Consider the following 23761-nt stretch of genomic DNA (forward strand, 5'->3'; position numbering starts at 1 on the left):
ACTCACCGAGGGGTTTCCTTTCAGGTTAGGCGACCCTTACACTGGGCACATGTCCGAGATCCTCTCCTTCTCCGCAGCCCTCCGTGAGCGCTCCTCCGGTTCGCACTCGCGCAGCGAGGGTGCCGGCTTCATGTCCGACCTGCTCAAGGGCGAAGGATCGCGCGAGGACTACATCGCGCTCGTCGCGCAGCACTACTTCATCTACGAAGCCCTCGAGGGCGCGGGCGAGCGCATGCGCCAGGACCCCGTGGCATCCGTCTTCCTCAGCGACAAGCTGACCCGCCTGCCCGCGCTCGAGGCCGACCTCGAGTTCCTCCTCGGGGCGCACTGGCGCGATGTGATCGTCGCGCTGCCGACCACGCAGCGCTACGTCGAGCGCATCCGCCAGGTCGGGGCGACCTGGGCCGGTGGCTTCGTCGCGCATCACTACACGCGCTACCTCGGCGATCTGTCGGGCGGCATCTTCATCGGACGCGTCATGGCACGCCGCTTCGGCTTCGAGACCAACGGCATCGGCTTCTATCTGTTCGACGACATCGCCGACCCGTCGGCGTTCAAGGACGTCTACCGCGAGCAGCTCGACTCCGCCCCCTGGGACGACGCCGAGCGCGAGCGCGTGATCGACGAGGTCCTGCTCGCCTACCGGTTCAACACCGAGCTCTTCGAAGACCTCGACCGCGCACGCGTCGCCGCCTGACGACGAACGGGCTCAGCCCTTCCCGACCTCGGGAGTGGATGCCGCGAGCCACGCGTCGCGCATGAAGCGGCGCACATCCTCGTCGACGCGGATGTCGCTCGGGCGCAGCGCCCTCGACAGGTAGAGCCCGTCGAGGGACGTGAGCCGAGACAGCGCCACATAGGTCTGCCCTGGAGCGAAGGCGCCTGAGCCGAGGTCGATGATCGCGCGGTCGTAGGTCTTGCCCTGCGACTTGTGGATCGTGACCGCCCACGCGAGGCGCAGCGGGAACTGGGTGAACTCGGCCACGACGTCACGGCTCAGCTTCTTGGTGCTCGGCTCGTAGGAGTATCGGAACCGCTCCCAGACCGCGGGCTCGACGTCGACCTCTTCGCCGTCGATCTCGACGCGCACGGTCTCTCCGAGGATCCGCACGACCGTGCCGATCGTGCCGTTCACCCACCGCGGCGGCTCGCCCGACATCGAGGTGTCGTTGCGGAGGAACATCACCTGCGCGCCGATCTTGAGCTTGAGCTCCGACTCGGCCGGCAGCGACGCCTCGCCCTTCCCGAACTCGCCGCTGACCTCGGCACGCGCCGTCTGCTCCTTGCCGGGCAGCGCTGCGAGGTGGCGGCTGTTGATGGTGTTCACGATGTCGTTGCGGGTGGCGAGGGTGATCATCGGCACCTCTCCCGGCTCCGGGTCCGGTGGTGTGCGCGCGCCCTGCGTGTTCAGCACTCCCGCGATCTCCGCGGTGACCCGCCCGTACCGCACCGCGTTCAGCATCGCCTTGAAACCGTCATCCGACTGCCGGTGGATCTGCACGAGCTCGCGCACGTGCAGCTCGGCCCGGGTGTCGACGGCGAACAGTCCCCCGTCGTCATCGTCACCCTCACCGCCGGCCGGACCCGCCCAGACCTTGGCGTCGAAGAACCAGAACGAGCGGTAGTGGTCCTTGACGTAGCGCAGCTCGTCGCCGCGCGGCGGCACGGGAGCCAGCTGATACGGATCGCCGAACATCACGATCTGCACTCCGCCGAACGGGATGCCCCGCTTGCCCCGCGCCTGACGGAGCGAACGGTCGATCGCATCCATCAGGTCGGCGTTGACCATCGAGATCTCGTCGATCACGAGCGTCTCGATCGCATTGAGGATCCGTCGCGTGTTGTCGTTCTGATCGATGTCCGAGTCGCCGATCAGTCCGATCGGCAGCCGGAACAGGGAGTGGATCGTCTGACCCTCGACGTTGAGCGCGGCGACGCCGGTCGGCGCGCAGATGGCGATCTGCTTCTTCGTGTTCCACGAGAAGTACTGCAGCAGCGTCGACTTGCCGGTGCCCGCTCGACCGGTGATGAAGACGTGCTCGCTGGTGTCCTCGATCAACCGGAACAGCTCTTGCTGCTCTTCGGACAGGGCGGGAAGCGACACGGTTCTCTCACACGGACGGAGGCGGGAATGCACGGCGAGACCGTGCCTCCCCATGCTACGTGGCGGCGCCGCCCGGCATCCGAGGAACACAGCGATCGCGGCCGACGCACACCGACTCACGCACGGCGTCGTCCCAGGCCACGCTTCTAGACTGACGCCATGCAGCAGGTCGAGACGAAGGCGCCCCGGCGCTCGCGCCTCGCTGCCGATCTCGCGCTCCTCGCGGTCATCGGCCTCGTGCTCGTCGCCGCTCTCGGTGCAGGTGGAGCCACCCTGTACCAGCAGTTCTACGGGCCGTCGGCGTTCGTCGTGCGCTACCTCGACCTGCTCTCGGAAGGACGAGCGGCTGACGCTCTGCGCGTGCCCGGCGTCGCGATCGATCGGGAGACCCTCGAGATCGCCGGCATCGGAGCCACGGCGTCGGAGGCGCTGCTGCGTCACTCGGCACTCGCGCCGCTCACCGACGTCGAGGTGCAGTCGGAACAGGCCGACGAGTCCGGCAAGACCGAGGTGACCGTGTCGTACGAGGCGAGCGGGCACGCCGGCACCACCACCTTCACCGTCGAGCAGGACGGCTGGGCGGGGGTCACCCCCAACTGGCGCTTCACGACGAGCCCGCTGGCCGTGGTCGAGCTCACGGTGCGCGGTGCCGATCAGTTCGCCGTCAACGGCTTCGAGATGGATCGCCGCCAGGTCTCACCCGCCGGGGCGGAGGCCGCACCCCTCGATCCCCTTCCCCTGCTGGTCTTCACGCCGGGGCTGTACTCGGTCACCGTCGACACTGCGATCGCGGAGTCCGAGGGCATCGGCGTCCTCGCCGACACCCCTCTCGCCACCACGCCCGTCGACGTGCAGACCGAGCCCACCTCGGACTTCGTCGCCGTGGTGCAGCAGCGGGTCGAGGAGTTCCTCACCGCCTGCACGACGCAGGAGGTGCTGCAGCCGACCGCCTGCCCATTCGGCCTCGAGGTCTCCAACCGCCTCGCCTCGCTGCCGAAGTGGTCGATCGCCGCACAACCGCAGGTGAGCGTCGTGCCCGACGGCGGACACTGGAAGATCCCCCCGACGGATGCCGTCGCGCACGTCGACGTCGAGATCCGCTCGCTCTTCGACGGCTCGGTTCAGGAGCGGTCGGAAGACGTCCCGTTCCAGGTGAACGGATCGATCACGATCCTCCCCGACGGCAAGGTGTCGATCCGGGTCGGATCCCCCGACGAGGAGTCCACGGGCTGACGCCCGCCGGGAGCACGGTCACCGCGCGTCGCGCTCCGCCTGACGCAGGTCGCGCTCGGCGAGAGCCGCGAGCTTCTGGTTGTACTCCTCGAGCTCCGCCTCGCCCGTGCGGTCTGCATGACGGTCGCGGCGCTTCTGCAGCTTGGTGTCGCTGCGGCTCCACTGGATCGCCACGGTGATCGCGAGGATCAGGGTCGGGATCTCTCCGATCGACCACGCTATGCCGCCGCCGATGTACTGATCCTCGATGGGCGTCGGGCCCCAGGTGCGCCCCATCGACCCGAACCAGTCGGCGACCATCAACCCCTCCTGCATCATGATCGCGACGCCGAAGAAGGCGTGCATGGCCATGATGGCGATCAGGGTGATGAGGCGCCCCGGGTAGGGCAGACGGTACGGCACCGGGTCGGCGCCGACCAGGCTCAGCACGAACAGGTAGCCGGAGATGAGGAAATGCGCGACCATCCACTCGTGGCCGAGGTGCTCGAACATCGACCAGCGCACCAGATCGGTGAAGTAGAACGCCCACAGCGACAGGATGAAGATGCCCGCCGCCACGAACGGGTGGGTGACGACCTTCGAGAACGGCGAGTGCACGGCCCACATGATCCATTCGCGACCACCGCGGGTGCCGTCGTCGCGCTTGTGGATCGCTCGAAGGGCCAGCGTGACCGGCGCCCCCGAGACGAGCAGCAGCGGGATCGCCATCGACAGCATCATGTGCCCCAGCATGTGCACGCTGAAGAGATACTCCTGATACGCGTTGATCGGGCCGCCCGTGACCCAGAGCAGCATCAGCATTCCCAGCACCCAGAACACGGTGCGGTGGATCGGCCAGCGGTCACCACGGAGCCGCAGTCGGCGCACGCCGGCGAGGTAGAGGAAGAGGCCGAACCCGGCGGCCACCAGCCAGAGCACGTCGATGTCCCACGCCGTGAACCAGCGGTCGATCGTGAACTCCGGCGGCAGCGGGGAGCGGGTGAGGTTCTCGGCGGGGGTCTGCACGAACGCCGCCTCCTCGCCGGTGGGCGGGGGCGTGCGCGCGAGCGCGGCGGCAGCTCCCGAGGCCAGACCCATCAGAGCGACCTCGCACAGCACCAGCATCCAGAACCAGCGCGCGGCTCCGTCGTCCTCGAGCCGAGGGATCAGGCGGGTGCGATACCAGGCGCCCAGCATTCCCATACCGACGAGGAGCACGACCTTCGCGAGCAGGATGGTGCCGTACGGCGTCCAGAGCTGCGAGATGTCGCCGAACGAGACGACGGAGCGGGCGAGACCCGAGATCGCGACGACGGCGAACGCGGCGATCGCGAGACTCGAATAGCGGCTCACCAGCTGCGCCGTGCCCACGCCCGAGCGGTCGTGCAGGATCACGACGAGCAGCAGGCCGCCGAGCCACACCGCCGCGCCGATCGTGTGCAGCAGGATCGAGTTCACCGCGATGTTGTGACCGGCGAGCTCCCCGGAGTGACCCTGCGTCGCCAGCGGAAGGAAGGATGCGGCGGCGAGGATCGCCGTGATGAGCGTCGGCGTCCACGTGCGCCACGCGAACGCGAGCACGGTGATCACCGAGCCCATGATCGTGGTGATCAGCCAGGACTGACCGAGCGGCAGCTGCAGCAGGAATCGTCCGAGCTGCTCACCGAACTCGCGCTCGGCGCTCAGCTGCGGGTTGAAGGCCGCCATGAAGGTGAAGAATCCGCTGATGCCGGCGGTGACCGTGAAGACGGCAGCGCCGGCCGAGGCCGTGTTGAGCGCCGTGTCGAACGACTTCTCCTCGCTGCGCAGGGCGAACAGCGCCAGCACGAGCGAACCCAGCATCGCCGCGGCCGCGATGTTCATCACGAGCTTGACGATGGGGGTGGCCCAGCGCACGAAGGGACCCGGATCCTGCAGCAGCAGCGGAGCCGCGCCTCCGCCGATCACGAGGGCGAAGATCACGCCGATCAGTCCGGTCGCGAGCAGGATGCCGATTCCGGCCGCGCGATACGCGGAGCGGGTCGGGGTCTGCACGGCGCGGGCACTCACCCCTCCAGCCTAAGCCGCGGATCCGGGGAGGACGCACGAAGGCCGCCCCCGACGGATCGGGAGCGGCCTTCGAAGAGGTGCGGTCTTACTTGACGGCAGCCTTGAGCTTGGAACCAGCGGTCACCTTGACGCGGTGGCCGGCCGGGATCTTGATCTCGGCGCCGGTCTGCGGGTTGCGGCCCGTGCGAGCTGCGGTCGCGACCTGCTCGAACGAGATCCAGCCCGGGATCGAGACCTTGCTGCCCTTGGCAACAGCGTCGGAGACCGAGGAGAACAGCGCGTCGAGGACACCCGAGACGGTGGCCTGGCTCTGGCCGGTGGCAGAAGCGATGCTCGCGACGAGCTCGGTCTTGGTGATGGACTTGTCAGCCATGTCATCCTCCAGCGACGAGGTTCCCGTCGCATCGTTGTGGTTCAGAGGGCTGCTGCCCTCCGTTGGTCGAGTGACCGCCTTGAATGTACCAACCACCACCCACATTTCCGCGTCATTTCGCGGGTTTTGGGCTTTTCGGCGGCGTGTCGTGGGGCAGAAGTGACGAATGTGACTCGTGGGGCATCGTTTTCAGCGCGCCCGTCGGCCTCATCGTGGGAAGGAGATCTCTTGCCGCGAAGGGGCGGAATCACCGTTCGATCCTTGCGTGAGAGAGATCTCCTTCGCTCGGCGCGCGCAGATCAGCCCGGGCGACGACGCGTCTCAGGTCGGTTCGGCCGTCGTCGTGGCGGTCGGGGATGCGTCGTCGGCCGCGGCGGAGGCCATCGCGGCGCGGCGCTTCGCACGACGGGTGCGGGTCTCCTTCGACAACGGAAACCGGGCGTCCAGCCGTGGCTCGAAGACGATCCGACGCAGCGCAGTGAGGATCACATACCCGCCCACCCAGTAGGACAGGAACAGCACGAGTCCATACGAGAACGTGAAGCTCAGCAGCGTGCACACGATGCCGATGCCGGCATAGAGCCAGGTCCAGGCGTGGGCGATGCGATCACGCGCGGCCTGCTGGTCATCCGTGCGCTGCTGCAGCGAATCGACCCGGCTGCTGAGTGCCTCATCGTCGATCGTGGCGAAGAGGTCCCGCACCGGCACCTGCAGCGCATCCGCGACCAGAGACAGCGTCTCCAGGCTCGCATCCTGTCCGGCTTCCAGGCGCTGCACGGTTCTGAGTCCCACGCCGCTCTCGGTCGCCAGTCGTTCCTGAGTCCACCCCTGCGCCTGGCGCAGTTCTGTGATTCGTGTCGTGTTCATGTCCTCCATGCTCTCCAGCGGCCCCGATCCGCCGCCACGCCACCGAGCCGCCAGTCAGCCGCCAGCTGGCCGCCATCGACCCGCCGCCATCCGCCGCCCCGTCGCCGCGTCAGAGCGGGCGGTGGGCGGCGACCACCGAGCGCGCGGTGCGCTCGAACGCCGGCGTGACCCGCTCGTCTCCGTCGAGGTACCCGCCGACGAGCGCGGCGTCGCGCAGCAGCACGAGGGACGCCGCGACATCGACGGGGCTCTCGAGGCCGGCCTGCTCGGCGACGGCCTGGAGCGTCGAGCGGAACCACTCCCGGTGCTCGTCGATCAGCAGACGGACGGCACCGTCGGCATCCGGATACTCCGCTGCCGCGTTGATGAACGGGCAGCCACGCGTGTGCCGGAGGCGGATGTCGGCGGCGATGCCGTCGATCACGGCGTCGACCAGCTGCGCAGGATCCGTCACCGCCTCGCCCGCGTCGGCGAACATGGCGCGGAGCATCTCGTCTTCGTTGCGCAGGTACGCGAGGACGAGGTTCTCCTTGCCGCCGAACTGGTTGTAGAGCGTCGCCCTGGTGACCGCGGCCTCATCGATGATGCGGTCGACGCCGACCGCATGGATCCCCTCTTCGTAGAAGAGCCTGGTGGCGGTGTCGATCAGCCGGGTGCGGGCTGCGCTGGGCCGCTTCGGAGCCGTCGTCGGAGCGGAGGTGGAAGTCGTGGTCTTCATGATGATCCCTCTCATCGTGTCATCCGATTCGGGTTTTCGGGAATAGGTTGTGCTAGATAGAACGTTCGGTCTACTATCAGCGTAACGCACTCGCCCCGGGCGGGGCAGACACAGGAGAAGAAACGATGAACAGCACCGACAAGACCCCGATCGTCCTGATCCACGGACTCTGGATGACGCCGAAGAGCTGGGACACGTGGGCCGAGCGGTTCCGCGCGCAGGGCCACGAGGTGATCATCCCGGGATGGCCCGGGATCGATGACCGCTCCGTCGAGGACATCCGCCGCGACCCGTCGGCCCTCAAGGGGATCGGCCTGAAGCAGATCGCCGACAACTACGAGCGCATCATCCGTGCGCTTCCGGCCAAGCCGATCATCATTGGCCACTCGTTCGGCGGCGTGCTCACCCAGATGCTCGCCGACCGCGGCCTCGGTGCCGCCTACGTGGGCGTGGCCCCGGGACAGACCGCCGGCGTCACCGCACTGCCCCTCTCGACCCTGTGGACCGGAACGCCGATCCTCTCCAACCCCTTCGGCATCAACGGAGCCAAGCCACTGTCGAAGCGCCACTTCCACTTCACGTTCGGCAACGACCTCCCCCGCGCAGCATCCGACGCCCTCTGGGAGGAGTACGCCGTGAACTCCTACAACAAGGTCTTCTTCGAGGGCGTGACCTCGGTGCTCAACGAGAAGGGCGGAGTCACCCACGTCGACTACGCACGCGCCGACCGCGCCCCGCTGCTCGTCATCACCGGCGAGATCGACCACGTCGTGCCCCCGGCCATCGGACGCGCGATCGTGAAGAAGTACCACTCGTCCGGCAGCACCGCCATCGTCGAGTACAAGGAGTACGCGGGCCGCACCCACCGTCTCGTCAGCCAGGACGGCTGGGAGGAGATCGCCGACTACGCGCTCACCTGGGCGGTGGAGCACGCGACAGCATCCGTCGCCTGATGCGGGGCGCTGCGGTGCCTCGGAGGGCATCTGCGATACGGAGAGCGCCTCGATGTGCGAAGGAGATCTCGCGCAGCGAAGGACTGGATGAGGCATTCGGTCCTTCGCTGGGTGAGATCTCCTTCTCTGCAAGCGAGGACATCAGCCGAGATGCCTGCCCTGAGCGACCGCATCCATGATGATCGCCTGCACTTCTGGCCAGCGAGCCATGATCTGCTCGTAGCCGAACCGCAGCACGTGATAGCCACGGAGCATGAGCTGTGCGTCATGCTCGATGTCAGCCGTCCGCTGTGCTCCGACGTGTGTCGCTCCGTCGATCTGAATCACCAGGCGCTCGCCGATCAGGAGGTCGACACGGTGTCCGTGCAGCCACGCCTGCTGCACCATCGCAAGACCCAACCACCGCAGCCTCGACACGAAGATCGTCTCGAGACCCGAGTCCGAGAACGGCCTGGCGGATTCGAGCAGCTCCCGGGCGGCGGGCGGCAGCTCGAATCGCGACAGCACACGCTCGTCGACGAGCCCCTTGTTCAGAGCCGACTCCCAGATCACCAGGGCGGTCTCTCTCGGCTGGCAGCGCGCCACCACGGCGAGGGTGTTGACGAGCCCGTCGACGGTGGAGTCGGGGTCGCGCTGAACCACCGGGCGCGACCAGTGGACGACGACCTGCGACGGCACCCGCACGCGGGCGGCATTCGGGCGGGCAGCCACGTGGACGGACGATGCGTTCGGCACCCACAACCCCATGCGCTCGGCTGCGGTGACGCAGGTGATGACGACCCCGCGAGTCGCGGCGCCCACGACGATCGGGTCGGCGTCGGGCAGCGCAATCCATCCTCGACGGATCGATCTCACCGCACCGAGCTCCTTCGCACGGCGCAGTGTGTGAGCGCTCACCCCGAGTGACCGAAGTCGCTCGACGCGCGCGACCCCACCCTGACGTTCGAGCTCGGTGACCGCATCCATCAGGCGATACTCCCCCGTGGTCGGCTTCCGAGGAGGCCGCGCACCCGGCCCCTGTAGAGAACCGTGAACTCGGCCCCTCGGTGCAGAGCGACTGCCGCGAAGGAGATCTCATGCAGTGAAGGAGCGAATGGCGCAGCATCCCCTTCTCAGCGAGAGATCCCCTTCGCAGCGAGGGCCGCAACCCGAGTCGCGAATGCCGGGATGCGGATGCCGGGACACAGGCCCGGGCATAGCGAAAGGGGCGAGGATCCGAAGATCCTCGCCCCTTTCGGCTTGTCTGCTGAGACTTACCAGCTGGACTTGGTGACACCGGGCAGCTCGCCACGGTGTGCCATGTCACGGAAGCGGACGCGCGAGACGCCGAACTTCGTGAGGACACCGCGGGGGCGGCCGTCGATGACGTCGCGCGAACGCACGCGAGCCGGCGACGCGTTGCGCGGCAGCTTCTGCAGGCCGACGCGTGCGGCCTCGCGGGCCTCGTCGGTGGCGTTCGGGTCGACCAGGGTCTTCTTCAGCTCGGCGCGACGCTCTGCGTAACGCTCGACGATGACCTTGCGCTGCTCGTTGCGAGCGATCTTGCTCTTCTTAGCCATTGATCAACGCTCCTCTCGGAATTCTACGTGCTGACGGATGACCGGGTCGTACTTCTTGAGCACGAGGCGGTCGGGGGTGTTGCGGCGGTTCTTCTTGGTCACGTACGTGTAGCCCGTACCTGCCGTGGAGCGCAGCTTGATGATCGGACGTACGTCCTGAGCCTTCTTGGCCATTAGAGCTTCACACCCTTCGCCTGGAGGTCCTTGACCACGTTCTCGATGCCGCGGACGTCGATCACCTTGATGCCCTTGGCGGACACGTTGAGCGTGATCTTACGACCGAGCGAAGCGACGAAATAGGTCTTCTTCTGCACGTTCGGGTCGAAGCGACGCTTCGTCCGGCGGTGCGAGTGCGAGACGTTGTGACCGAAGCCGGGAACAGCTCCTGTCACCTGGCACACTGCTGCCATGATGTGACTCCTTCTATACCGTGAGACCGGACGGTCTCACCCAAGATCCCTTGTCTGCGCGCCACCCTGCATCGCCGATCTCTCGGCCGAAGAAGGGGAAGCACGCGAACTACGCACAGGAGTGTGCGCAGACAAAGAGTCAGTTTAGCACGACCCCGAGTCAGACCCGAACGACCTCGAGCAGCAGCGCCGCCCCCGGCGCGAGCAGGGGCAGGGGCACCCCGACCGTCTCGAAGAACGCGCCGGTCGCCTCGATCCCGGCATCCAGCCAGGCGGGATCCGAGACCTGGTGCCGCGTCGCGGTGCCCAGCTCGTCCCGCACCCGCAGCCGGTAGCGCCCGCCGGGCTGCAGTCCGGGGATGCGGGTGCGCGGCGTGAACGCGTCGACCGACGCACCCTGCCGCACCCACGCGAACACACCGCGCGAGCCGTCGACTGCGACGACGCCGTGCAGCAGCGTCTCGTCGTCGACCTCGTCGCTGCGCACGGTGACCCCGGAGTGCAGCAGCGGCCGCAGCTCGCGATAGAGCGCCGTCCAGCGGGTCAGCGCCTCCCGCTCGTCATCCGTGCACCGCGTGATGTCCCACTCGATGCCGGCGTGCCCGAACAGCGCGGTGGCCATGCGGAACGGCAAGGATGCCGCGCGATGCGTCGTCTCGGCGACCGGCGGACCGACGTGAGACCCCACAACCTCCGGGGGCACGAGAGTGCCTGTCCAGCGCTGGATCTGCTGCCGTTCGATCGGATCGTTCGAGTCCGAGCCCCAGACGCGCTGGGTGCGCTGGAGCACCCCGAGGTCGACGCGGGCTCCGCCGCTCGCGCACGACTCGATCTCGAGAGAGGGATGCCGCTCGCGCAGCGCGTCGAGCAGGGCGTAGAAGGCGGCCGTCTGAGCATGCACGGACGCGCGGCCGGTGTGCGGCGACACCGCGGCGTGCAGGTCGCGGTTGTGGTCCCACTTGATGAAGTCGATGCCGATCTCGGAGACCAGGGCGTAGATGCGCTCCAGCAGGTGGGCCGCAGCATCCGGGTTCGCCAGGTCGAGCACCTTCTGATGCCGCCAGGTGGGCGCGTCGGGCGCGGCCTGCAGCACCCAGTCCGGATGCTGCGCGGCGAGGTCGGAGACCGGGTTCACCATCTCGGGCTCGAACCAGAGACCGAACTGCATCCCGAGACCGTGCACCTGATCGGCGAGCGGCCGCAGCCCCTTCGGCCACTTGGCGTCGTCGATGAACCAGTCGCCGAGTCCTGATCGGTCGTCGGGGCGTCCGCGGAACCATCCGTCGTCGAGCACGAACCGCTCGACGCCGACGGATGCCGCAGCCTCGGCCAGCTCGATGATCTTCGCGGGGTCATGGTCGAAGTACACGGCCTCCCAGGTGTTGAGCACGAGAGGGCGCGGCGTCGTGGGGTGTGCGGAGAACGCGCGGACGGTCTGATGCAGGCGGGCCGACACGGAGTCGAGCCCGCTCTCGCCGTAGGCGAGGAACACCCGAGGCGAGACGTACGTCTCCCCCGCGCCGAGCCGGATCTCGCCGGGCAGCAGCAGTTCTCCCCCGCCGAGCACCGCCCCGTGAACGCCGGCGCCCTCGGGGAGCCTCTCGACGCCGACTTCGAGGTCCCCGCTCCACGCGACGTGCGCGGTCCACAGTTCCCCTCGGCGGAAGCCGAACCCGTCGGTGCCGATCGCGGTCAGGTACGGGGCGTCGTGGCCACCGCGACCGCGGCGCACCTGACGCAGGTGCGCTCCGTGGCGCAGGGCGCCTCGCTGTGGTCGCCGCTCGCCCGTCCAGCGTCCGGTGTGATCGAGCACCTCTGTCGCATGCGCGGGGATCGGCAGCAGGATGCGCGCGGCGAGCAGGTCGAGCGGCTCGGCAGCATCCGCCGTGCTCGTCACCGACACCTGGGCGGTGAGCACGCCGACGGCATCCAGCTCGAGATCGAGGACGACGGATGCGCCGGCCGCGGGATCCGCGAACTCCCCGCGCAGCGATGACTCCGTCGCCTTCCACCCGGTCGAGCGCAGCAGCGGAGCGCTGTGCAGCCCGCCGCGGTGCCAGGCGAGCGCCGGGGCGCCGGACCATCCGTCGGCTTCGACGGCCAGCAGCGGGAAGGTACGCGAGGCGTCGAACGAGCTGAACGTCACAGCCCCGGTCGACGACACCGCGAGTGCGTCGAGGTCGGCGGTGTCGAGCGCCGCGCCCCAGTGCAGCAGTCGCGCACTCGTCGTGTCGATGACGACGCTGACGCCGGCCGAGGTCAGGTGGACGAGTTCGCTCATTGCCGCTCCAGACGAAAAGGGGGAGGCCCGCCCGTGAGCATACGGGCGGGCCTCCGAGAGGTGTTACTCCGTGACGGGGATCGATGCGGCCTTGAGCGCGTCGATGGTCGCCGTCTGGCCCTTCTCGATCGCGTCGAGCAGAGTGCCGTTGCCCGAGACCGCGGCCTTGAAGCCGTCGGACACGTCCGAGTAGGTCTGGGTCATGGTCGGGCCCCACGCGAAGTCGGGCGAGACCTGGGTGGCGGCGTCGGCGAAGACGTCGTAGATCTTCTGTCCGCCGTAGAACTCGACGCCCTCGGCGTAGACCGGCAGCTCGAGACCGGCTGTCGTGGCCGGGTAGAGGTTGGCGGCCTCGGCGAGCGCGGTCAGCGCCTCATCCGACGTGTTGAGCCACAGCGCGAACTTCGTCGCCTCGTAGACGTGCTCGCTGCCCTTGAGGACAGCGGTCGACGACCCGCCCCAGTTGCCGGCCGCGGTGCCGCCGGCCTCCCACTGCGGCAGCGGTGCGACAGCCCAGGAGCCGGCGGTGTCGGGGGCTCCGCTGGAGATCGAGTTGGCGCCCCAGACGGCGGAGTTCCAGGTCCAGACCTGACCGGAGTTGTAGGCGTTGTTCCACTCGTCGGTCCAGGCGGGAACCGTGGCGACGAGGTCGTCGTCGAGCATGCTCTGCCAGAAGTCGGCGACCGTGGTGGTCGCGTCGTCGGCCAGCGACACCGTCCAGCCCTCGTCGTCGCTCGAGAACCACTGAGCGCCGTCCTGCCAGGCGAAGCCGGCGAACTGGTTGATGTCCGACTGCGAGAAGTTGGTGATGTATCCGCCGAGGTCACGGATCTTCACGGCCGCCTCGCGGTACTCGTCCCACGTGGTGGGGATCGCGATGCCGTTCTGCTCGAACAGGTCGGCGCGGTAGAACAGCGCCATGGGGCCGGTGTCCTGCGGAACGCCGTAGACGCCCTCGGTGCCGAGGGTGACCTGTCCCCAGGCCCAGTCGACGAACTGGTCCTCCGCGGCGACGACGTCCTCACAGCCGCTGAGGTCTTCGAGGCCGTCCTGCACGAGGAAGTTCGGCAGCGCGTCGTACTCGATCTGACCGAGGTCGGGCGCATCGCCGGCCTTGATCTGGTTGAAGAAGTTCTGGTACGTGCCGCCGTTGCCGTTCGGGCCGGTCTGCACGTCGACCTGGATCTCGGGGTTGGCCTCGTTCCAGATCTCGACGACGTCTTCGATGCCGGGGATCCAGGAGGTGAACTCGAGCGTGACGTCGCCGTCCGCCGGGGTGCACGCGGCGGCTTCGCCGCCGGTGCCGGAGCTGTCTCCGCCGGACGCCGAGCAACCGGCGAGCGCGAGTGCCGAGATGGCGATGACAGCGGCTGCCTTCATCTTCGAATGCTGCATTTCGATCCTTTCGTGGATGCGATGGGGGTGGTGCGGTAGGGATGGTGCGGTGGTGCGGGCCGTCCGGTCGGTCCGGGCGGCCGCCTGCTCACTTCAGGGCGCCGGCGCCCAGTCCGTTGCGCCAGAAGCGCTGGAGCAGGAGGAAGGTGACGATCAGCGGGATGACCGACAGCAGAGCGCCGATCAGCACGAGACCACGGAGTTCCGGCAGCTGGTTCAGCTGGTTGTTCCAGTTGTAGAGACCGAAGACGACCGGGAAGAGGTCTTCGGATCGCAGCATGATCATCGGCAGGAAGAAGTTGTTCCAGATGGCGACGAACTGGAAGAGGAACATCGTCACCAGCGCGGGCGTCATCAGTCGGATGCTGACCGTGAAGAACGTGCGGATCTCCCCCGCGCCGTCGAGCCGACTCGCCTCGAGCAGTTCGTCGGGAACGGAGGAGGCCGCGAAGATCCGCGCCAGGTAGACGCCGAACGGACTCACGATCGACGGCAGGAACACCGACCAGAACGTGTTGGTCAGCTGCGCCTGGCTGAAGATGAGGAACAGCGGCAGCGCGAGGGCCGTGGCCGGAACCAGCACTCCGCCGAGCACGATGTCGAACATCAGGTCGCGGCCCGGGAACCGGTACTTCGCGAGGGCGTAGCCGGCCATGGCGGCGAGCAGGGTCGCGATGGCGCCGCCGAGCGCGGCGTAGAGCACCGAGTTCAGCAGCCAGCGCAGGTAGACGCCGTCGCGGTAGGCGAACAGCTCGGCGATGTTGTCGAGCAGGTGGAAGTCGGCGAACCACAGCGGGGCGGTGGTCAGGATGTCGCCGGTCTCCTTGCTCGACGCGACGAGCAGCCACCACAGCGGCAGCAGGAAGTAGACCGTGAACACGGCCATGATCAGCATGGCGCCGGTGCGGGAGATGCCCGATTCGCGCGCACCCTTTCCGCGCGGGGCCTGTGCGCGCGAGCCCCGACCGGGGGCGACGATCGTCATGGTGCTCATGCGTTCTGCTCCTTGCGCTGCATGTACTTCATGAATCCGAACGACAGCACGAACGTCGTCACGGCCAGCACGACCGAGAAGGCGGCCGCGAGGTTGGTGTTCGGGATGGATGCCGTGGCGTAGACGGTCATGTTCGGGGTGAACGTGCTCGTGACCGCCGAGCTGAACGAACGGAAGACCTGCGGTTCGGCGAGCAGCTGCAGCGTGCCGATGATCGAGAAGATCGCGGTCATCACGATCGCCGGGCGCACCAGCGGGATCTTGATCGACCAGGCGATGCGCCACTGTCCGGCGCCGTCGAGGATGGCCGCCTCGTAGAGCTCCTGCGGGATCGAGAGCAGCGCCGAGTAGATGATCAGCATGTTGTAGCCGACGTAGACCCACGTCACGACGTTCGCGATCGACCACAGCACGAGGTCTGCCCCGAGGAAGTCGATGTTCTTGGTGATCGCGGTGAACGGCGAGAGGTTGGGCGAGAACAGCGAGCCCCACATGATCGCGGCGATGACACCGGGCACCGCATACGGCACGAAGAACGCGAGGCGGAAGAAGCGCTTGCCGCGGACGAGCGGCGAGTCCAGCAGCAGCGCGAACAGCAGGGCCAGGCCGAGCATGACCGGCACCTGCACGACGCCGAAGGTCAGCATCCGCCCCATCGATGCCCAGAAGGCCTCGTTCTGGAAGACGAGCACGTACTGCGTGAAGCCGCCGAACACCTGCTCGGCCTTGCCGAAGGTGCCGTCGCGCTCGACCACGAGCAGGGACTGCCAGAACGCGTAGGCGATGGGCACGACGTAGAACAGCGCGAACAGCACGCCGAAGGGCACGATGAGGAACGCGATGGCGCCCTTGTGCGGGATCCGTCGGCGGCGGCCCGGCGCCTTCGGCGCTGAGGCGACCGCCGGAGCGGCGAGCGTGGTGGTCATACATCCTCCTTGATGATGCGGACCGCACCGGCCGGCACCAGGCCGGTGGCGGGGGCGTCGGTGACGAGGTCGTGACCTGCGGCCGCGACCTCGGCATCCGTGGATCCGTGGTTGATGACGAACAGGAACGAGCCGGCATCGCCGGTGCGGCGCACGATCTCGACGTCGGGTCCGGCGCCGGGGACGGGCGCGACACCCGCGGATGCGGCGAGCCGTGCGATCAGTGCGCGGTAGTCCTCGCGAGCGGGCTGGGTGCCGAGGAACCAGGCCTCGCCCGCTCCCGTCGCGCGCCGCGTGATCGCGGGGCGTCCGGCGGCGGGGCCGTCGACGAACGACGCGATGACCTCGGCATCCGTGGCCTTCAGGCGCTCGCTCCACACTGTCGCGGTCGTGCCGTCGGTCAGGGTGACGGTCTCGTCGGGACGCAGGGGCGTGAACTCCTCCGAGCGGATGCCGAGCAGGTCGCGGAACGCGCCGGGATAGCCGCCGGTGCGCACTCTGTCTTCTTCGTCGACGATGCCGCTGAAGAAGGTGATCAGTGCTGTCGCGCCGTTCTCGACCGCGCGGGCGATCGCCGCGGCATCCGCATCGCCGATGAGGTGCAGCGCGGGGACGATCAGCAGGCGGTGGCCGTCGAGGTCTGCGCCGGGGCGCACGACGTCTGTGGTGACGCCGGCATCCGCCAGCGCGGCATGCGCGGCATGCACCTGGCCGAGGTAGGTCAGCGCCTCGCTCGGACGGCCCTCGTTCTCGGCGGCCCACCAGCTCTCCCAGGAGAAGAACAGTGCGGCGTCGGCGACGACGCGCGTCCCGGCGACCTCGCCCAGGCGATCGAGGAGTCCGCCGAGCGCGACGACCTCGCGCCACTGGTCGGAGTCCTCGCCCGCGTGCGGCACGAGTGCCGTGTGGTACTTCTCGGCGCCCTGGGTCGACGCCCGCCACTGGAAGAAGCAGATGCCGTCGGCGCCGCGCGCGATGTGGGCGGCGATGTTGCGCTGCAGCTCACCGGGAGCCTTGGCGAGGTTGTAGGGCTGCCAGTTCACCGCCCCGGTCGAGGTCTCCATGAGCAGCCACGGCGCACCCTGGGCGAGGCCGCGGGTGAGGTCGGCGGCGAACGAGAGCTCGCCCCGCGCGTCGTCGAGGCGACGGTCGAGGTAGTGGTCGTTGGCGATCAGATCCATCTCGCCCGCCCACGACCAGTAGTCGAGATTGCGGATGTGCGCGGTGACCATGAAGTTGGTCGTCACCGGCACGTCGCTCCGCTCGCGCAGGATCGCCGCTTCGGCGCGGTAGAGCGCGAGCTGCTCGTCGGAACTGAAGCGCTGGAAGTCGAGGATCTGCCCCGGGTTGCGCAGCGAGAGGGCCTGAGCGGGCACCCGCACGTCGTCGAAGTCGCTGTAGCGCTGGCTCCAGAATGTCGTGCCCCACGCGCGGTTCAGCGCGTCGATGTCGGCGTACCGCTCGCGCAGCCAGCCACGGAAGGCCTCGGCGCTCGTGTCGCAGTAGCAGAGCGCGTTGTGGCAGCCCAGCTCGTTCGACACGTGCCAGAGCGCGACGGCCGGGTGGTCGCCGTAGCGTTCGACGACACGGGTGACGACCTCAGCGGCGTACGCGCGGAAGAGCGGCGAGCTCGGGCAGTACCCCTGACGACCGCCCTGCTGGAAGACGGTCCCGTCTTCGCCGACCGGCAGGATCTCGGGATGCTGCGCGGTGAGCCACGGTGCGGGCGAGGCCGTGCCGGTGCCGAGGTTGATGCGGATGTCCGCGGCGTGCAGCAGCGCGATGATCTCGTCGAGCGCCGCGAAGTCCCACACTCCCCTGGCGGGGTTGATCGACGACCAGCCGAAGATGTTGATCGCCACGAGACCCACGCCGGCCTGCTGCATGAGCCGCACGTCGTCGGGCCAGACGCTGCGGTCCCACTGCTCCGGGTTGTAGTCGCATCCGAAGACGAGGCCGCGCCCTGCGGAGAGGGTGGCGATGCGGTCGGACACAGCGGCGGCCATCGGTGACGCTCCTTTGCGGATCATGTGTGCACGTGCACAGTCCGCTGCGTCGAAACAGCGATCGGGATTTCTGTGAACGTGCACACATCGTCGCATGTCGTGGCGAATCCCGTCAAGTCCGGGTCGCTAGGCTGTCGATCATGAGCACTTCGGCCCGTCGTCGCAGCACCGTGCACGATGTCGCGCGCGTCGCCGGAGTCTCCAGAGGAACCGTCAGCCGCGTGATCAACGGCGGCTACGTGTCGGACGCCGCGCGCACCGCGATCGAAGAGGCGATCCGAGAGGTCGGCTACGTGCCGAACACCGCCGCCCAGAACCTCGTGCGACAGCGCACCCAGGCCATCGCGTTCATCGTGCACGAGCCGCACGCGCTGTTCCTCGAAGACCCCAACATCGGCGCGATCATGCTCGGCACGAACGAGACTCTCTCCGAGGCGGACTACCAGATGGTCTGCCTCGTGGTCGACTCGGTGCGAGACACCGAACGCGTCGCGCGCTACCTCAACGGCGGGTTCGTCGACGGCGCTGTGATCGTCTCGGCCCGAGCGCAGGATCCGATCACCAAGGCCGTGATGCGACTCGACCTGCCTGTCGCCTACGTCGGCCACCCACCCGACGTCCATGCCGCCTGGGTCGGCGTCGACAACCGCGGCGCCGCGCAGGCCGTCACCTCACGTCTGCTGGCGACCGGTCGCACGAGGGTCGGCATGATCGCCGCCGCCCTCGACCGCGACTCGGGCACCGATCGACTCGCCGGATTCACCGACGCTCTCGGCGACGACTTCGATCCGGACCTCGTCGAAGAGGTGCCGCTGTACTCCTACGCCGACGGAGCCGCCGCCATGAGGCGACTGCTCGACCGAGCACCCGACATCGACGGAGTCTTCGCCGCGTCCGACGCGGTGGCCGCCGGAGCGATGTGGGCGCTGCGCGAAGCGGGACGGCGTGTGCCGGATGACGTCGGCGTGGTCGGCTTCGACAACAGCACGTGGGCGACGCGCACCACCCCGCTGCTCTCGACCGTCGACCAGCCTGCCGAAGGTCTCGGGGCCGCGGCCGCGGCATCCGTCCTCGCGCAGCTGCGCGACGATCAGCGTCCGCGCGAAGGGATCATGCTGCCGACGCCCGTGGTGTGGAGAGACTCGGCCTGAGCGCCCCTCCCCCAGCGGAACGGCGAGACCGTCGGGTCGCCGGAGATCCAGAAGCGCCAGGGGAATGCCGCGGTCCCGGCGATGCCGGCCACACCGACCCTCGGCCCGGTCGCCACATCGGTCACCGGTTCGTCACGCAGCCACAGCTCGGCGCGGGCGCCCGCGAACTCCGCTCCGGTGATCGCGTCGATGCCGTCGTGGATCGGATGCCGCAGGCCCGCCGACTGGCCGAATCGACCGGGCCCCCGCGCGAGGTCGCGCAGCGCAGTCGCCGTCAGAGGGGGCGTCGCACGGCGGCGCACCGCGACGGCATCCGCCCCGTGCACCACCTCGCCCGCACGCAGCAGGATCCCGCCCGCCTGACCCTCGGGGCCCGAGACGACGTTCACGCACGAGTGGATGCCGTGACTCAGATAGACGTACAGGTGCCCCGGCTCGCCCCACATCGTCGCGTTGCGTGCGGTGCGCCCCATGCGCGCGTGCGACCCGGGGTCGGCCGCCGGTCCCGTGCCCTGCCCGTGATAGGCCTCGACCTCGGTGAGTCGGAGTCGCACCTCGGAGCCGGCCACGACGGTGCGCAGCTCGCCGCCGAGCAGCAGCGGAGCGACCTCGACCGGCAGCCCGCTCAGCTCGGCGCGGGTCGCTCGGTGCAGGGCATCCGTCGGCATGGGCTCAGAACTGGGGGGCCGTCTGGCACCACGAGGCGTCGAAGCCGGTGAGCGCCACGATCTCGTCACCCGTGCGCAGGTCGAGCAGGTGCGTCTCGAGGTTCTCGGGCAGCGGCAGCAGCATCTGGTCGTAGGGGTTGTCGGCGAGCTCCGGCGCTATGACGACCGCGGCGTACTGACCGCTGGGCGACGCGCAGGCCTGCAGGATCGAGTCGGTCGAATCGACCTCGACGAGCGGTGTCGCCGCGCCCTCGTCGTTGACCCGGATGACCGCCTGACCGACGGGCAGACCGTTCTCGTCGCGCGACACCACGTGGCGGAGGGTGCCGCCGGGGTACGGCGTGATCGTGATCGCGGTGCCGTAGTCGGGAGTCGATGCTTCGAGCGGCACCTCCGACCCGTCAGCGAGGTTCAGCTCGACCACCGTGCCGTCGAGTCGCTCGACGATCGCCGTGTACGTGCCCCGCGAGATGCCCTGAATGGTCGTCGCGAGTCCGAGGGACTGCACTCCCGCATCGGTCGAGCGGTCGACCAGCGAGAGCGCACCGTCGAAGTCGATGAAGAGCACGGCGGAGCTGTCCGGCACGAACTGCCAGACGAAGATGTTCGCCTCCTTGCCCCCGACCTCTGTCACCACCGGTTCGTCGTCGCCGCTCAGCGATTGGGTGACAAGCACGCTGGCGCGCCCCTCCGTATCGCTGAGCTCCTTGTCGGAGTAGCTGTAGCCGACCAGACCCCCGCGGTCGGAGACCTGGATCGCCCCGACGTATCCGACACCGGGCAGCTCGAGCTCGCGCTGATCCGTCCCGTCGCGGTCCATCACGAGCAGCTTCGAGCCCTCGTCCTCCTCGACCGAGACCACGAGCTGCGACGACGTCGCGCGGAAGTCGTTGATCTTGTCGGCCGCGAACACGGGCTGTGCCTTCTCACCCGACAGGTCGGTGCGGAAGATCTGGTCGTTCCCGTCGGGGTCTCGGCGCAGCAGGAAGATGTGGGATGCCGGAGTCGAGAAGCTCGTCGACAGCGTGGCGCTCGGGCCGCCTCCGGCGCCGACCGCATCGGCGACCTTCACCGTGTACTCGGTGTCATCGTCGAGCGGCACGGTGAAGCGGATGCCGATGCCGCGGCCCGCGGCGTCGAGGGTGAAGGGCACGGCGGGATCGACCGTCACCTGCGATTCGTCGATCGCGGCGAGGGACTGGTTCGCGGTGAGGATGACCCGGCTGCCGGAGGTCTCGATGGCCTCGGTCGGGTCGACCTGCACCTCGGTGATGCGGGGTCCCTGGGTGAGGCTGACGACGCCGAGTCCCGCCCCCACCAGCACGAGGATGCCGAGCACAGCGCCGAGCGCCAGCAGGAACCGGCGGTCGCTCGGGGTGTCGGACTTCTCGGGCTTCGCGGGCTTCGCGGGCTTCTCCGGCTTGGCGGGCTTCTCGGGCCTGGCGGCCTTTGCGGGCTTGGCGGCCTTCGCCGGCTTGGGCTTCTTCTCGGCCTTCGGCTTCTTCTCGGCCTTCGGCTGCACCGGCGCCGGGGGCGCGTAGTCGGTCGTGGAGTGAGCCGCGAACGACGTCGTGGACTCCGCATCAGGCGGGACGAAGGTCGAACGCGTCGGCCGTTCGCCGCCGGCCCCGCGAGCCCCGCGAGCCGCAGGCGAGACGACAGGCGTGTCGGTCGCAGGAGACGTTCCGGCTCGCTCTGCCCCGCCGCCCTCGTCCGGCGATTCGGCGGTGGGTTCGGCTGCGCCGGCGTCGCTCACCGACGGCGACGGGGAATCCGCGGCAGCAGCGGCCACTTCCGCCTCGCGGGCGGCGCGCAGCTCGGCGCGCGTGCGCGGCACCGCCGGGAGGTCGGGGCGCTCGTCGTCAGTACTCATACGGGTCCTGAGGCTCGTCGATCGCGGTGACGGTGGTGGGCTCGACGTGCAGCGAGCCGTCGGCATCCGCCTTGACCGTGCCTTCGACCTCGACCCACTGGCCGGTGTCGAACTCTCCCGCATCGATCGTCACCGGCAGCGTCGCCGGCTGCGCGTCGATCACGCAGTGCGTGATGACGAGGCGCGTGAGGTTGACGCCGTCGGCATCCGTGGGGGTGACGAAGCCGGTCAGCGTGACCGTCTTGCCGTCGTAGGCGGCGGTGTTGGTCGCCGTCGCGAACACGCTCGCCCAGTCGCCCACCCCGAAGGTCGCGGTGTCGGCGACCCCGAGGGTCACATCGTCGGCCCCGGCGAACAGCGCGGTCTGCTCTCCGACCCGCGACATCGCCAGCTCGACCGACAGCGATGCGGGCGGCAGCACGAGCGCTGCGATGACGACACCCGAGGCGACGACACCTCCGGTGACCGTGCCCACGAGGGCGAGGCTGCGGCGAGGCGACGGCTCGGCATCCGCATCCGTGCCGTGTCCGTGATCGTGTCCGTGGTCGCCTTCTTCGCCGAGCGGCAGGGTGCACGACCAGATCGCTCCGGCAAGAGTCACGACGGCCGCGGCGCAGGCGAACCACACCGACTCGGGGCTGATGTAGAGATTCAGGCGACCGGTCAGGCCGAGTCCGAGCGTGACGACCGAGATCACCGTGGCGAGACCGATGCCGAGCCAGCGGGTGCCCAGGGCACGGGCGCGCGAGCGCGCCTGCGTGGGGTGCGCGTGATCAGACAAGGACGTTCACCCCGATCCCGATCGCGAAGGCGGCGAACAGCACCACGCCGACGATCCCGACGAGGGTGCGGGTGGTGAAGGTCGTGCGCATGAGAGCGAGCATCTTCACGTCGACGAGCGGGCCGACGAGCAGGAACGCCACGAGCGCGCCCGACGAGAAGGTGGAGGCGAACGACAGGGCGAAGAAGGCGTCGACGTTCGAGCAGATCGCGACGGTCATCGCGAGGGCCATCATCGCCAGGATGGACAGCACCGGGTTCGAGCCGATCGCCAGCAGCACCTCGCGCGGGATCAGCACCTGCACCGCTCCGGCGAGCGCCGATCCGATCACGAGCGCGGGCATCACGGCGCGCAGCTCGACGAGGAACTGCGTGAGGCTGCGGCGCACCGGTGTGCCGTGCTCGTGCGTGACGCGGTCGCAGGTGTCGATGAACCGCTGGGTGAGCAGCGAGTCGGGCGAGGGGTGGCGGCTGTAGATCCAGCCGATGAGGTTGGCGATCAGGTAACCGCCGATGAGACGGGCCACCAGGATGCCGTCATCGAAGCCGAATGCCGCGTGCGTGGTCAGGATCACGATCGGGTTCACGATCGGGGCGGCGATCAGGAACGTCAGCGCCTCGGCCGGTGCGAGCCCGCGCATCATGAGACCGCGGGCGAAGGGCACGTTGCCGCACTCGCACACCGGGATGAGCATGCCGAGCAGCGACAGCACCGCACGCCGGGCCCATGCGCGCTTCGGCAGCCAGCGGTGGATGACGTCGGCGGGCAGCCACACCTGGACGACGATCGACAGCAGCACGCCGAGGATCACGAACGGCAGCGCCTCGATGAGCACGCTCAGGGCGAGGGTCAGTCCGTCCTGAGCCCTGCTGGGCAGGCTCGCGGTGAAGAGCGACGGAAGGAACCGGTCGATCAGGAAGAGCGCGAGCACGATCGCGGCGCCGAGGCCGACCCCGATCCACGGCGAGCGCGGCGGTCGGGAGGGCCGGTGCGAGTGCACCGTCCGTGGAGCGGCCTGGGTGGTCACGCGTTCGCTGCCTCTTCGGCGTCCCGCTTGTTGGTGCAGGAGGCGCACAGCCCGAAGATGTCGACCACGTGCGCGGCATCCGTGAAGCCGTGGAGGGCCGCGGTGCGGTGCGCCCACTGCTCGACGTCGGTCGCCTCGATCTCGACCGTGAGTCCGCAGTTGCGACAGATCAGGTGGTGGTGGTGGCCCTGCGTCGTGCAGGCGCGGTATAGCGCCTCGCCTTCGGGGCTCTGCAGCGAGTCGGCGTCGCCGGCTGCGGCGAGTCCGGCCAGGGCCCGATAGACCGTGGCGAGGCCGATGCCGGTGTTGTCGTCGCGGAGCGAGGCATGCAGATTCTGCGCGCTGACGAATCCTCGCGCGTCGGCGAGGGCTTCGCGCACGCGATCGCGCTGCCAGGTGTTCCGCTGAGCCATA

The 23761-nt window shown here is 68.8% G+C and carries 23 protein-coding genes; 4 read left to right on the forward strand and 19 right to left on the reverse strand.

All coding sequences use genetic code 11. The annotated features are described in order from the left end of the window. The first annotated feature begins 49 nt into the window (after positions 1–49). A complete protein-coding gene (locus tag SOM10_RS06970; protein ID WP_053098119.1) occupies positions 50–697 on the forward strand; it encodes a heme oxygenase (biliverdin-producing) in 648 nt (215 codons plus the stop codon). A 12-nt stretch (positions 698–709) separates the two neighbouring features. On the opposite strand, the gene SOM10_RS06975 is transcribed toward SOM10_RS06970, so the two are convergent. Continuing rightward, complete coding sequence (locus SOM10_RS06975; protein ID WP_053098120.1) at positions 710–2104, reverse strand: ATP-dependent DNA helicase; 1395 nt, start codon at positions 2102–2104, stop codon at positions 710–712. A 159-nt stretch (positions 2105–2263) separates the two neighbouring features. Between SOM10_RS06975 and SOM10_RS06980 the strand changes: the two genes are divergently transcribed. Continuing rightward, on the forward strand, positions 2264–3337 hold the full coding sequence (locus SOM10_RS06980) for a hypothetical protein (protein ID WP_056275381.1): 1074 nt from the start codon (positions 2264–2266) through the stop codon (positions 3335–3337). Positions 3338–3355: 18 nt separating this feature from the next. On the opposite strand, the gene SOM10_RS06985 is transcribed toward SOM10_RS06980, so the two are convergent. From SOM10_RS06985 to SOM10_RS07000, 4 genes are all read right to left on the reverse strand, one after another. Next, positions 3356–5365 (reverse strand): cytochrome c oxidase assembly protein, encoded by a 2010-nt coding sequence (locus SOM10_RS06985; protein ID WP_320489140.1) that lies wholly within the window; start codon positions 5363–5365, stop codon positions 3356–3358. An 85-nt stretch (positions 5366–5450) separates the two neighbouring features. Beyond that, entirely contained in the window at positions 5451–5738 is a 288-nt protein-coding gene (locus SOM10_RS06990) for an HU family DNA-binding protein (protein ID WP_042541574.1), read from the reverse strand. Positions 5739–6059: 321 nt separating this feature from the next. Then, complete coding sequence (locus SOM10_RS06995; protein WP_320489146.1) at positions 6060–6605, reverse strand: helix-turn-helix transcriptional regulator; 546 nt, start codon at positions 6603–6605, stop codon at positions 6060–6062. A gap of 109 nt (positions 6606–6714) precedes the next feature. Beyond that, positions 6715–7323: a TetR/AcrR family transcriptional regulator gene (locus SOM10_RS07000; RefSeq protein WP_072592399.1), complete on the reverse strand. Its 609-nt coding sequence runs from the start codon at positions 7321–7323 to the stop codon at positions 6715–6717. A 125-nt stretch (positions 7324–7448) separates the two neighbouring features. Here SOM10_RS07000 and SOM10_RS07005 point away from each other — a divergent pair, with 125 nt between their 5' ends. Next, positions 7449–8276: an alpha/beta hydrolase gene (locus SOM10_RS07005; protein ID WP_320489148.1), complete on the forward strand. Its 828-nt coding sequence runs from the start codon at positions 7449–7451 to the stop codon at positions 8274–8276. Positions 8277–8417: 141 nt separating this feature from the next. On the opposite strand, the gene SOM10_RS07010 is transcribed toward SOM10_RS07005, so the two are convergent. The 9 genes from SOM10_RS07010 to SOM10_RS07050 form a co-directional block, all read right to left on the reverse strand. Beyond that, the gene (locus tag SOM10_RS07010) at positions 8418–9242 is read right to left on the reverse strand and encodes an endonuclease domain-containing protein (protein ID WP_320489149.1); all 825 of its coding nucleotides are present in this window, start codon (positions 9240–9242) and stop codon (positions 8418–8420) included. A gap of 287 nt (positions 9243–9529) precedes the next feature. After that, on the reverse strand, positions 9530–9835 hold the full coding sequence (gene rpsN / locus SOM10_RS07015; protein ID WP_042540535.1) for a 30S ribosomal protein S14: 306 nt from the start codon (positions 9833–9835) through the stop codon (positions 9530–9532). A 3-nt stretch (positions 9836–9838) separates the two neighbouring features. Further along, the gene (gene rpmG, locus SOM10_RS07020) at positions 9839–10009 is read right to left on the reverse strand and encodes a 50S ribosomal protein L33 (RefSeq protein ID WP_017203558.1); all 171 of its coding nucleotides are present in this window, start codon (positions 10007–10009) and stop codon (positions 9839–9841) included. Beyond that, entirely contained in the window at positions 10009–10245 is a 237-nt protein-coding gene (rpmB, locus tag SOM10_RS07025; RefSeq protein ID WP_042540533.1) for a 50S ribosomal protein L28, read from the reverse strand. The genes rpmG and rpmB overlap by 1 nt, the downstream gene beginning before the upstream one ends. 160 nt (positions 10246–10405) lie before the next feature. Continuing rightward, a complete protein-coding gene (locus tag SOM10_RS07030) occupies positions 10406–12526 on the reverse strand; it encodes an alpha-galactosidase (protein ID WP_320489171.1) in 2121 nt (706 codons plus the stop codon). 63 nt (positions 12527–12589) lie between these two features. Then, positions 12590–13921: an ABC transporter substrate-binding protein gene (locus SOM10_RS07035; RefSeq protein ID WP_056275394.1), complete on the reverse strand. Its 1332-nt coding sequence runs from the start codon at positions 13919–13921 to the stop codon at positions 12590–12592. 88 nt (positions 13922–14009) lie between these two features. Beyond that, complete coding sequence (locus SOM10_RS07040; RefSeq protein ID WP_372984668.1) at positions 14010–14915, reverse strand: carbohydrate ABC transporter permease; 906 nt, start codon at positions 14913–14915, stop codon at positions 14010–14012. Next, entirely contained in the window at positions 14912–15841 is a 930-nt protein-coding gene (locus tag SOM10_RS07045) for a carbohydrate ABC transporter permease (RefSeq protein ID WP_053098126.1), read from the reverse strand. Before SOM10_RS07045 ends, SOM10_RS07040 begins: the two co-directional genes overlap by 4 nt. Further along, on the reverse strand, positions 15838–17847 hold the full coding sequence (locus tag SOM10_RS07050) for a beta-galactosidase (protein ID WP_320489174.1): 2010 nt from the start codon (positions 17845–17847) through the stop codon (positions 15838–15840). The genes SOM10_RS07045 and SOM10_RS07050 overlap by 4 nt, the downstream gene beginning before the upstream one ends. Before the next feature lie 140 nt (positions 17848–17987). Here SOM10_RS07050 and SOM10_RS07055 point away from each other — a divergent pair, with 140 nt between their 5' ends. Then, positions 17988–18998, forward strand: a complete 1011-nt coding sequence (locus SOM10_RS07055; protein ID WP_320489176.1) for a LacI family DNA-binding transcriptional regulator — start codon at positions 17988–17990, stop codon at positions 18996–18998. Here the strand turns inward: SOM10_RS07055 and SOM10_RS07060 are convergent. From SOM10_RS07060 to SOM10_RS07080, 5 genes are read right to left on the reverse strand one after another with little or no spacing between them, the layout of a single operon-like run. After that, on the reverse strand, positions 18938–19666 hold the full coding sequence (locus SOM10_RS07060) for a DNA-3-methyladenine glycosylase (RefSeq protein WP_320489178.1): 729 nt from the start codon (positions 19664–19666) through the stop codon (positions 18938–18940). The two genes, SOM10_RS07055 and SOM10_RS07060, sit on opposite strands and share 61 nt — an antisense overlap. Before the next feature lie 4 nt (positions 19667–19670). Next, positions 19671–21539 carry an Ig-like domain-containing protein gene (locus SOM10_RS07065; protein WP_320489180.1) on the reverse strand — a complete coding sequence of 623 codons (1869 nt, stop codon included), beginning with the start codon at positions 21537–21539 and terminating at the stop codon, positions 19671–19673. Beyond that, the gene (locus tag SOM10_RS07070) at positions 21529–22320 is read right to left on the reverse strand and encodes a TIGR03943 family putative permease subunit (protein WP_232224497.1); all 792 of its coding nucleotides are present in this window, start codon (positions 22318–22320) and stop codon (positions 21529–21531) included. The genes SOM10_RS07065 and SOM10_RS07070 overlap by 11 nt, the downstream gene beginning before the upstream one ends. Next, positions 22313–23320: a permease gene (locus SOM10_RS07075; RefSeq protein ID WP_414683575.1), complete on the reverse strand. Its 1008-nt coding sequence runs from the start codon at positions 23318–23320 to the stop codon at positions 22313–22315. Before SOM10_RS07075 ends, SOM10_RS07070 begins: the two co-directional genes overlap by 8 nt. A 23-nt stretch (positions 23321–23343) precedes the next feature. Further along, positions 23344–23760 carry a Fur family transcriptional regulator gene (locus SOM10_RS07080; protein WP_042540517.1) on the reverse strand — a complete coding sequence of 139 codons (417 nt, stop codon included), beginning with the start codon at positions 23758–23760 and terminating at the stop codon, positions 23344–23346. Position 23761: the final 1 nt, after the last annotated feature.

The sequence above is a fragment of the Microbacterium sp. CFBP9023 genome (assembly GCF_034045055.1).
In the GTDB taxonomy this organism is placed as follows: Bacteria; Actinomycetota; Actinomycetes; order Actinomycetales; family Microbacteriaceae; genus Microbacterium.

What these genes read in the sequence shown, in the direction of transcription:
- SOM10_RS06970 (WP_053098119.1), top strand. Translation starts at nt 50, where the DNA reads ATGTCCGAGATCCTCTCCTTCTCCGCAGCCCTCCGTGAGCGCTCCTCC.
- SOM10_RS07050 (WP_320489174.1), bottom strand. Translation starts at nt 17,847, where the DNA reads ATGGCCGCCGCTGTGTCCGACCGCATCGCCACCCTCTCCGCAGGGCGC.
- rpmB (WP_042540533.1), bottom strand. Translation starts at nt 10,245, where the DNA reads ATGGCAGCAGTGTGCCAGGTGACAGGAGCTGTTCCCGGCTTCGGTCAC.
- SOM10_RS07065 (WP_320489180.1), bottom strand. Translation starts at nt 21,539, where the DNA reads ATGAGTACTGACGACGAGCGCCCCGACCTCCCGGCGGTGCCGCGCACG.
- SOM10_RS07010 (WP_320489149.1), bottom strand. Translation starts at nt 9,242, where the DNA reads ATGGATGCGGTCACCGAGCTCGAACGTCAGGGTGGGGTCGCGCGCGTC.
- SOM10_RS07060 (WP_320489178.1), bottom strand. Translation starts at nt 19,666, where the DNA reads ATGCCGACGGATGCCCTGCACCGAGCGACCCGCGCCGAGCTGAGCGGG.
- SOM10_RS07035 (WP_056275394.1), bottom strand. Translation starts at nt 13,921, where the DNA reads ATGCAGCATTCGAAGATGAAGGCAGCCGCTGTCATCGCCATCTCGGCA.
- SOM10_RS07030 (WP_320489171.1), bottom strand. Translation starts at nt 12,526, where the DNA reads ATGAGCGAACTCGTCCACCTGACCTCGGCCGGCGTCAGCGTCGTCATC.
- rpmG (WP_017203558.1), bottom strand. Translation starts at nt 10,009, where the DNA reads ATGGCCAAGAAGGCTCAGGACGTACGTCCGATCATCAAGCTGCGCTCC.
- SOM10_RS07045 (WP_053098126.1), bottom strand. Translation starts at nt 15,841, where the DNA reads ATGACCACCACGCTCGCCGCTCCGGCGGTCGCCTCAGCGCCGAAGGCG.
- SOM10_RS06980 (WP_056275381.1), top strand. Translation starts at nt 2,264, where the DNA reads ATGCAGCAGGTCGAGACGAAGGCGCCCCGGCGCTCGCGCCTCGCTGCC.
- SOM10_RS07080 (WP_042540517.1), bottom strand. Translation starts at nt 23,760, where the DNA reads ATGGCTCAGCGGAACACCTGGCAGCGCGATCGCGTGCGCGAAGCCCTC.
- SOM10_RS07005 (WP_320489148.1), top strand. Translation starts at nt 7,449, where the DNA reads ATGAACAGCACCGACAAGACCCCGATCGTCCTGATCCACGGACTCTGG.
- SOM10_RS06995 (WP_320489146.1), bottom strand. Translation starts at nt 6,605, where the DNA reads ATGAACACGACACGAATCACAGAACTGCGCCAGGCGCAGGGGTGGACT.
- SOM10_RS07000 (WP_072592399.1), bottom strand. Translation starts at nt 7,323, where the DNA reads ATGAAGACCACGACTTCCACCTCCGCTCCGACGACGGCTCCGAAGCGG.
- SOM10_RS07055 (WP_320489176.1), top strand. Translation starts at nt 17,988, where the DNA reads ATGAGCACTTCGGCCCGTCGTCGCAGCACCGTGCACGATGTCGCGCGC.
- SOM10_RS07040 (WP_372984668.1), bottom strand. Translation starts at nt 14,915, where the DNA reads ATGAGCACCATGACGATCGTCGCCCCCGGTCGGGGCTCGCGCGCACAG.
- rpsN (WP_042540535.1), bottom strand. Translation starts at nt 9,835, where the DNA reads ATGGCTAAGAAGAGCAAGATCGCTCGCAACGAGCAGCGCAAGGTCATC.
- SOM10_RS06990 (WP_042541574.1), bottom strand. Translation starts at nt 5,738, where the DNA reads ATGGCTGACAAGTCCATCACCAAGACCGAGCTCGTCGCGAGCATCGCT.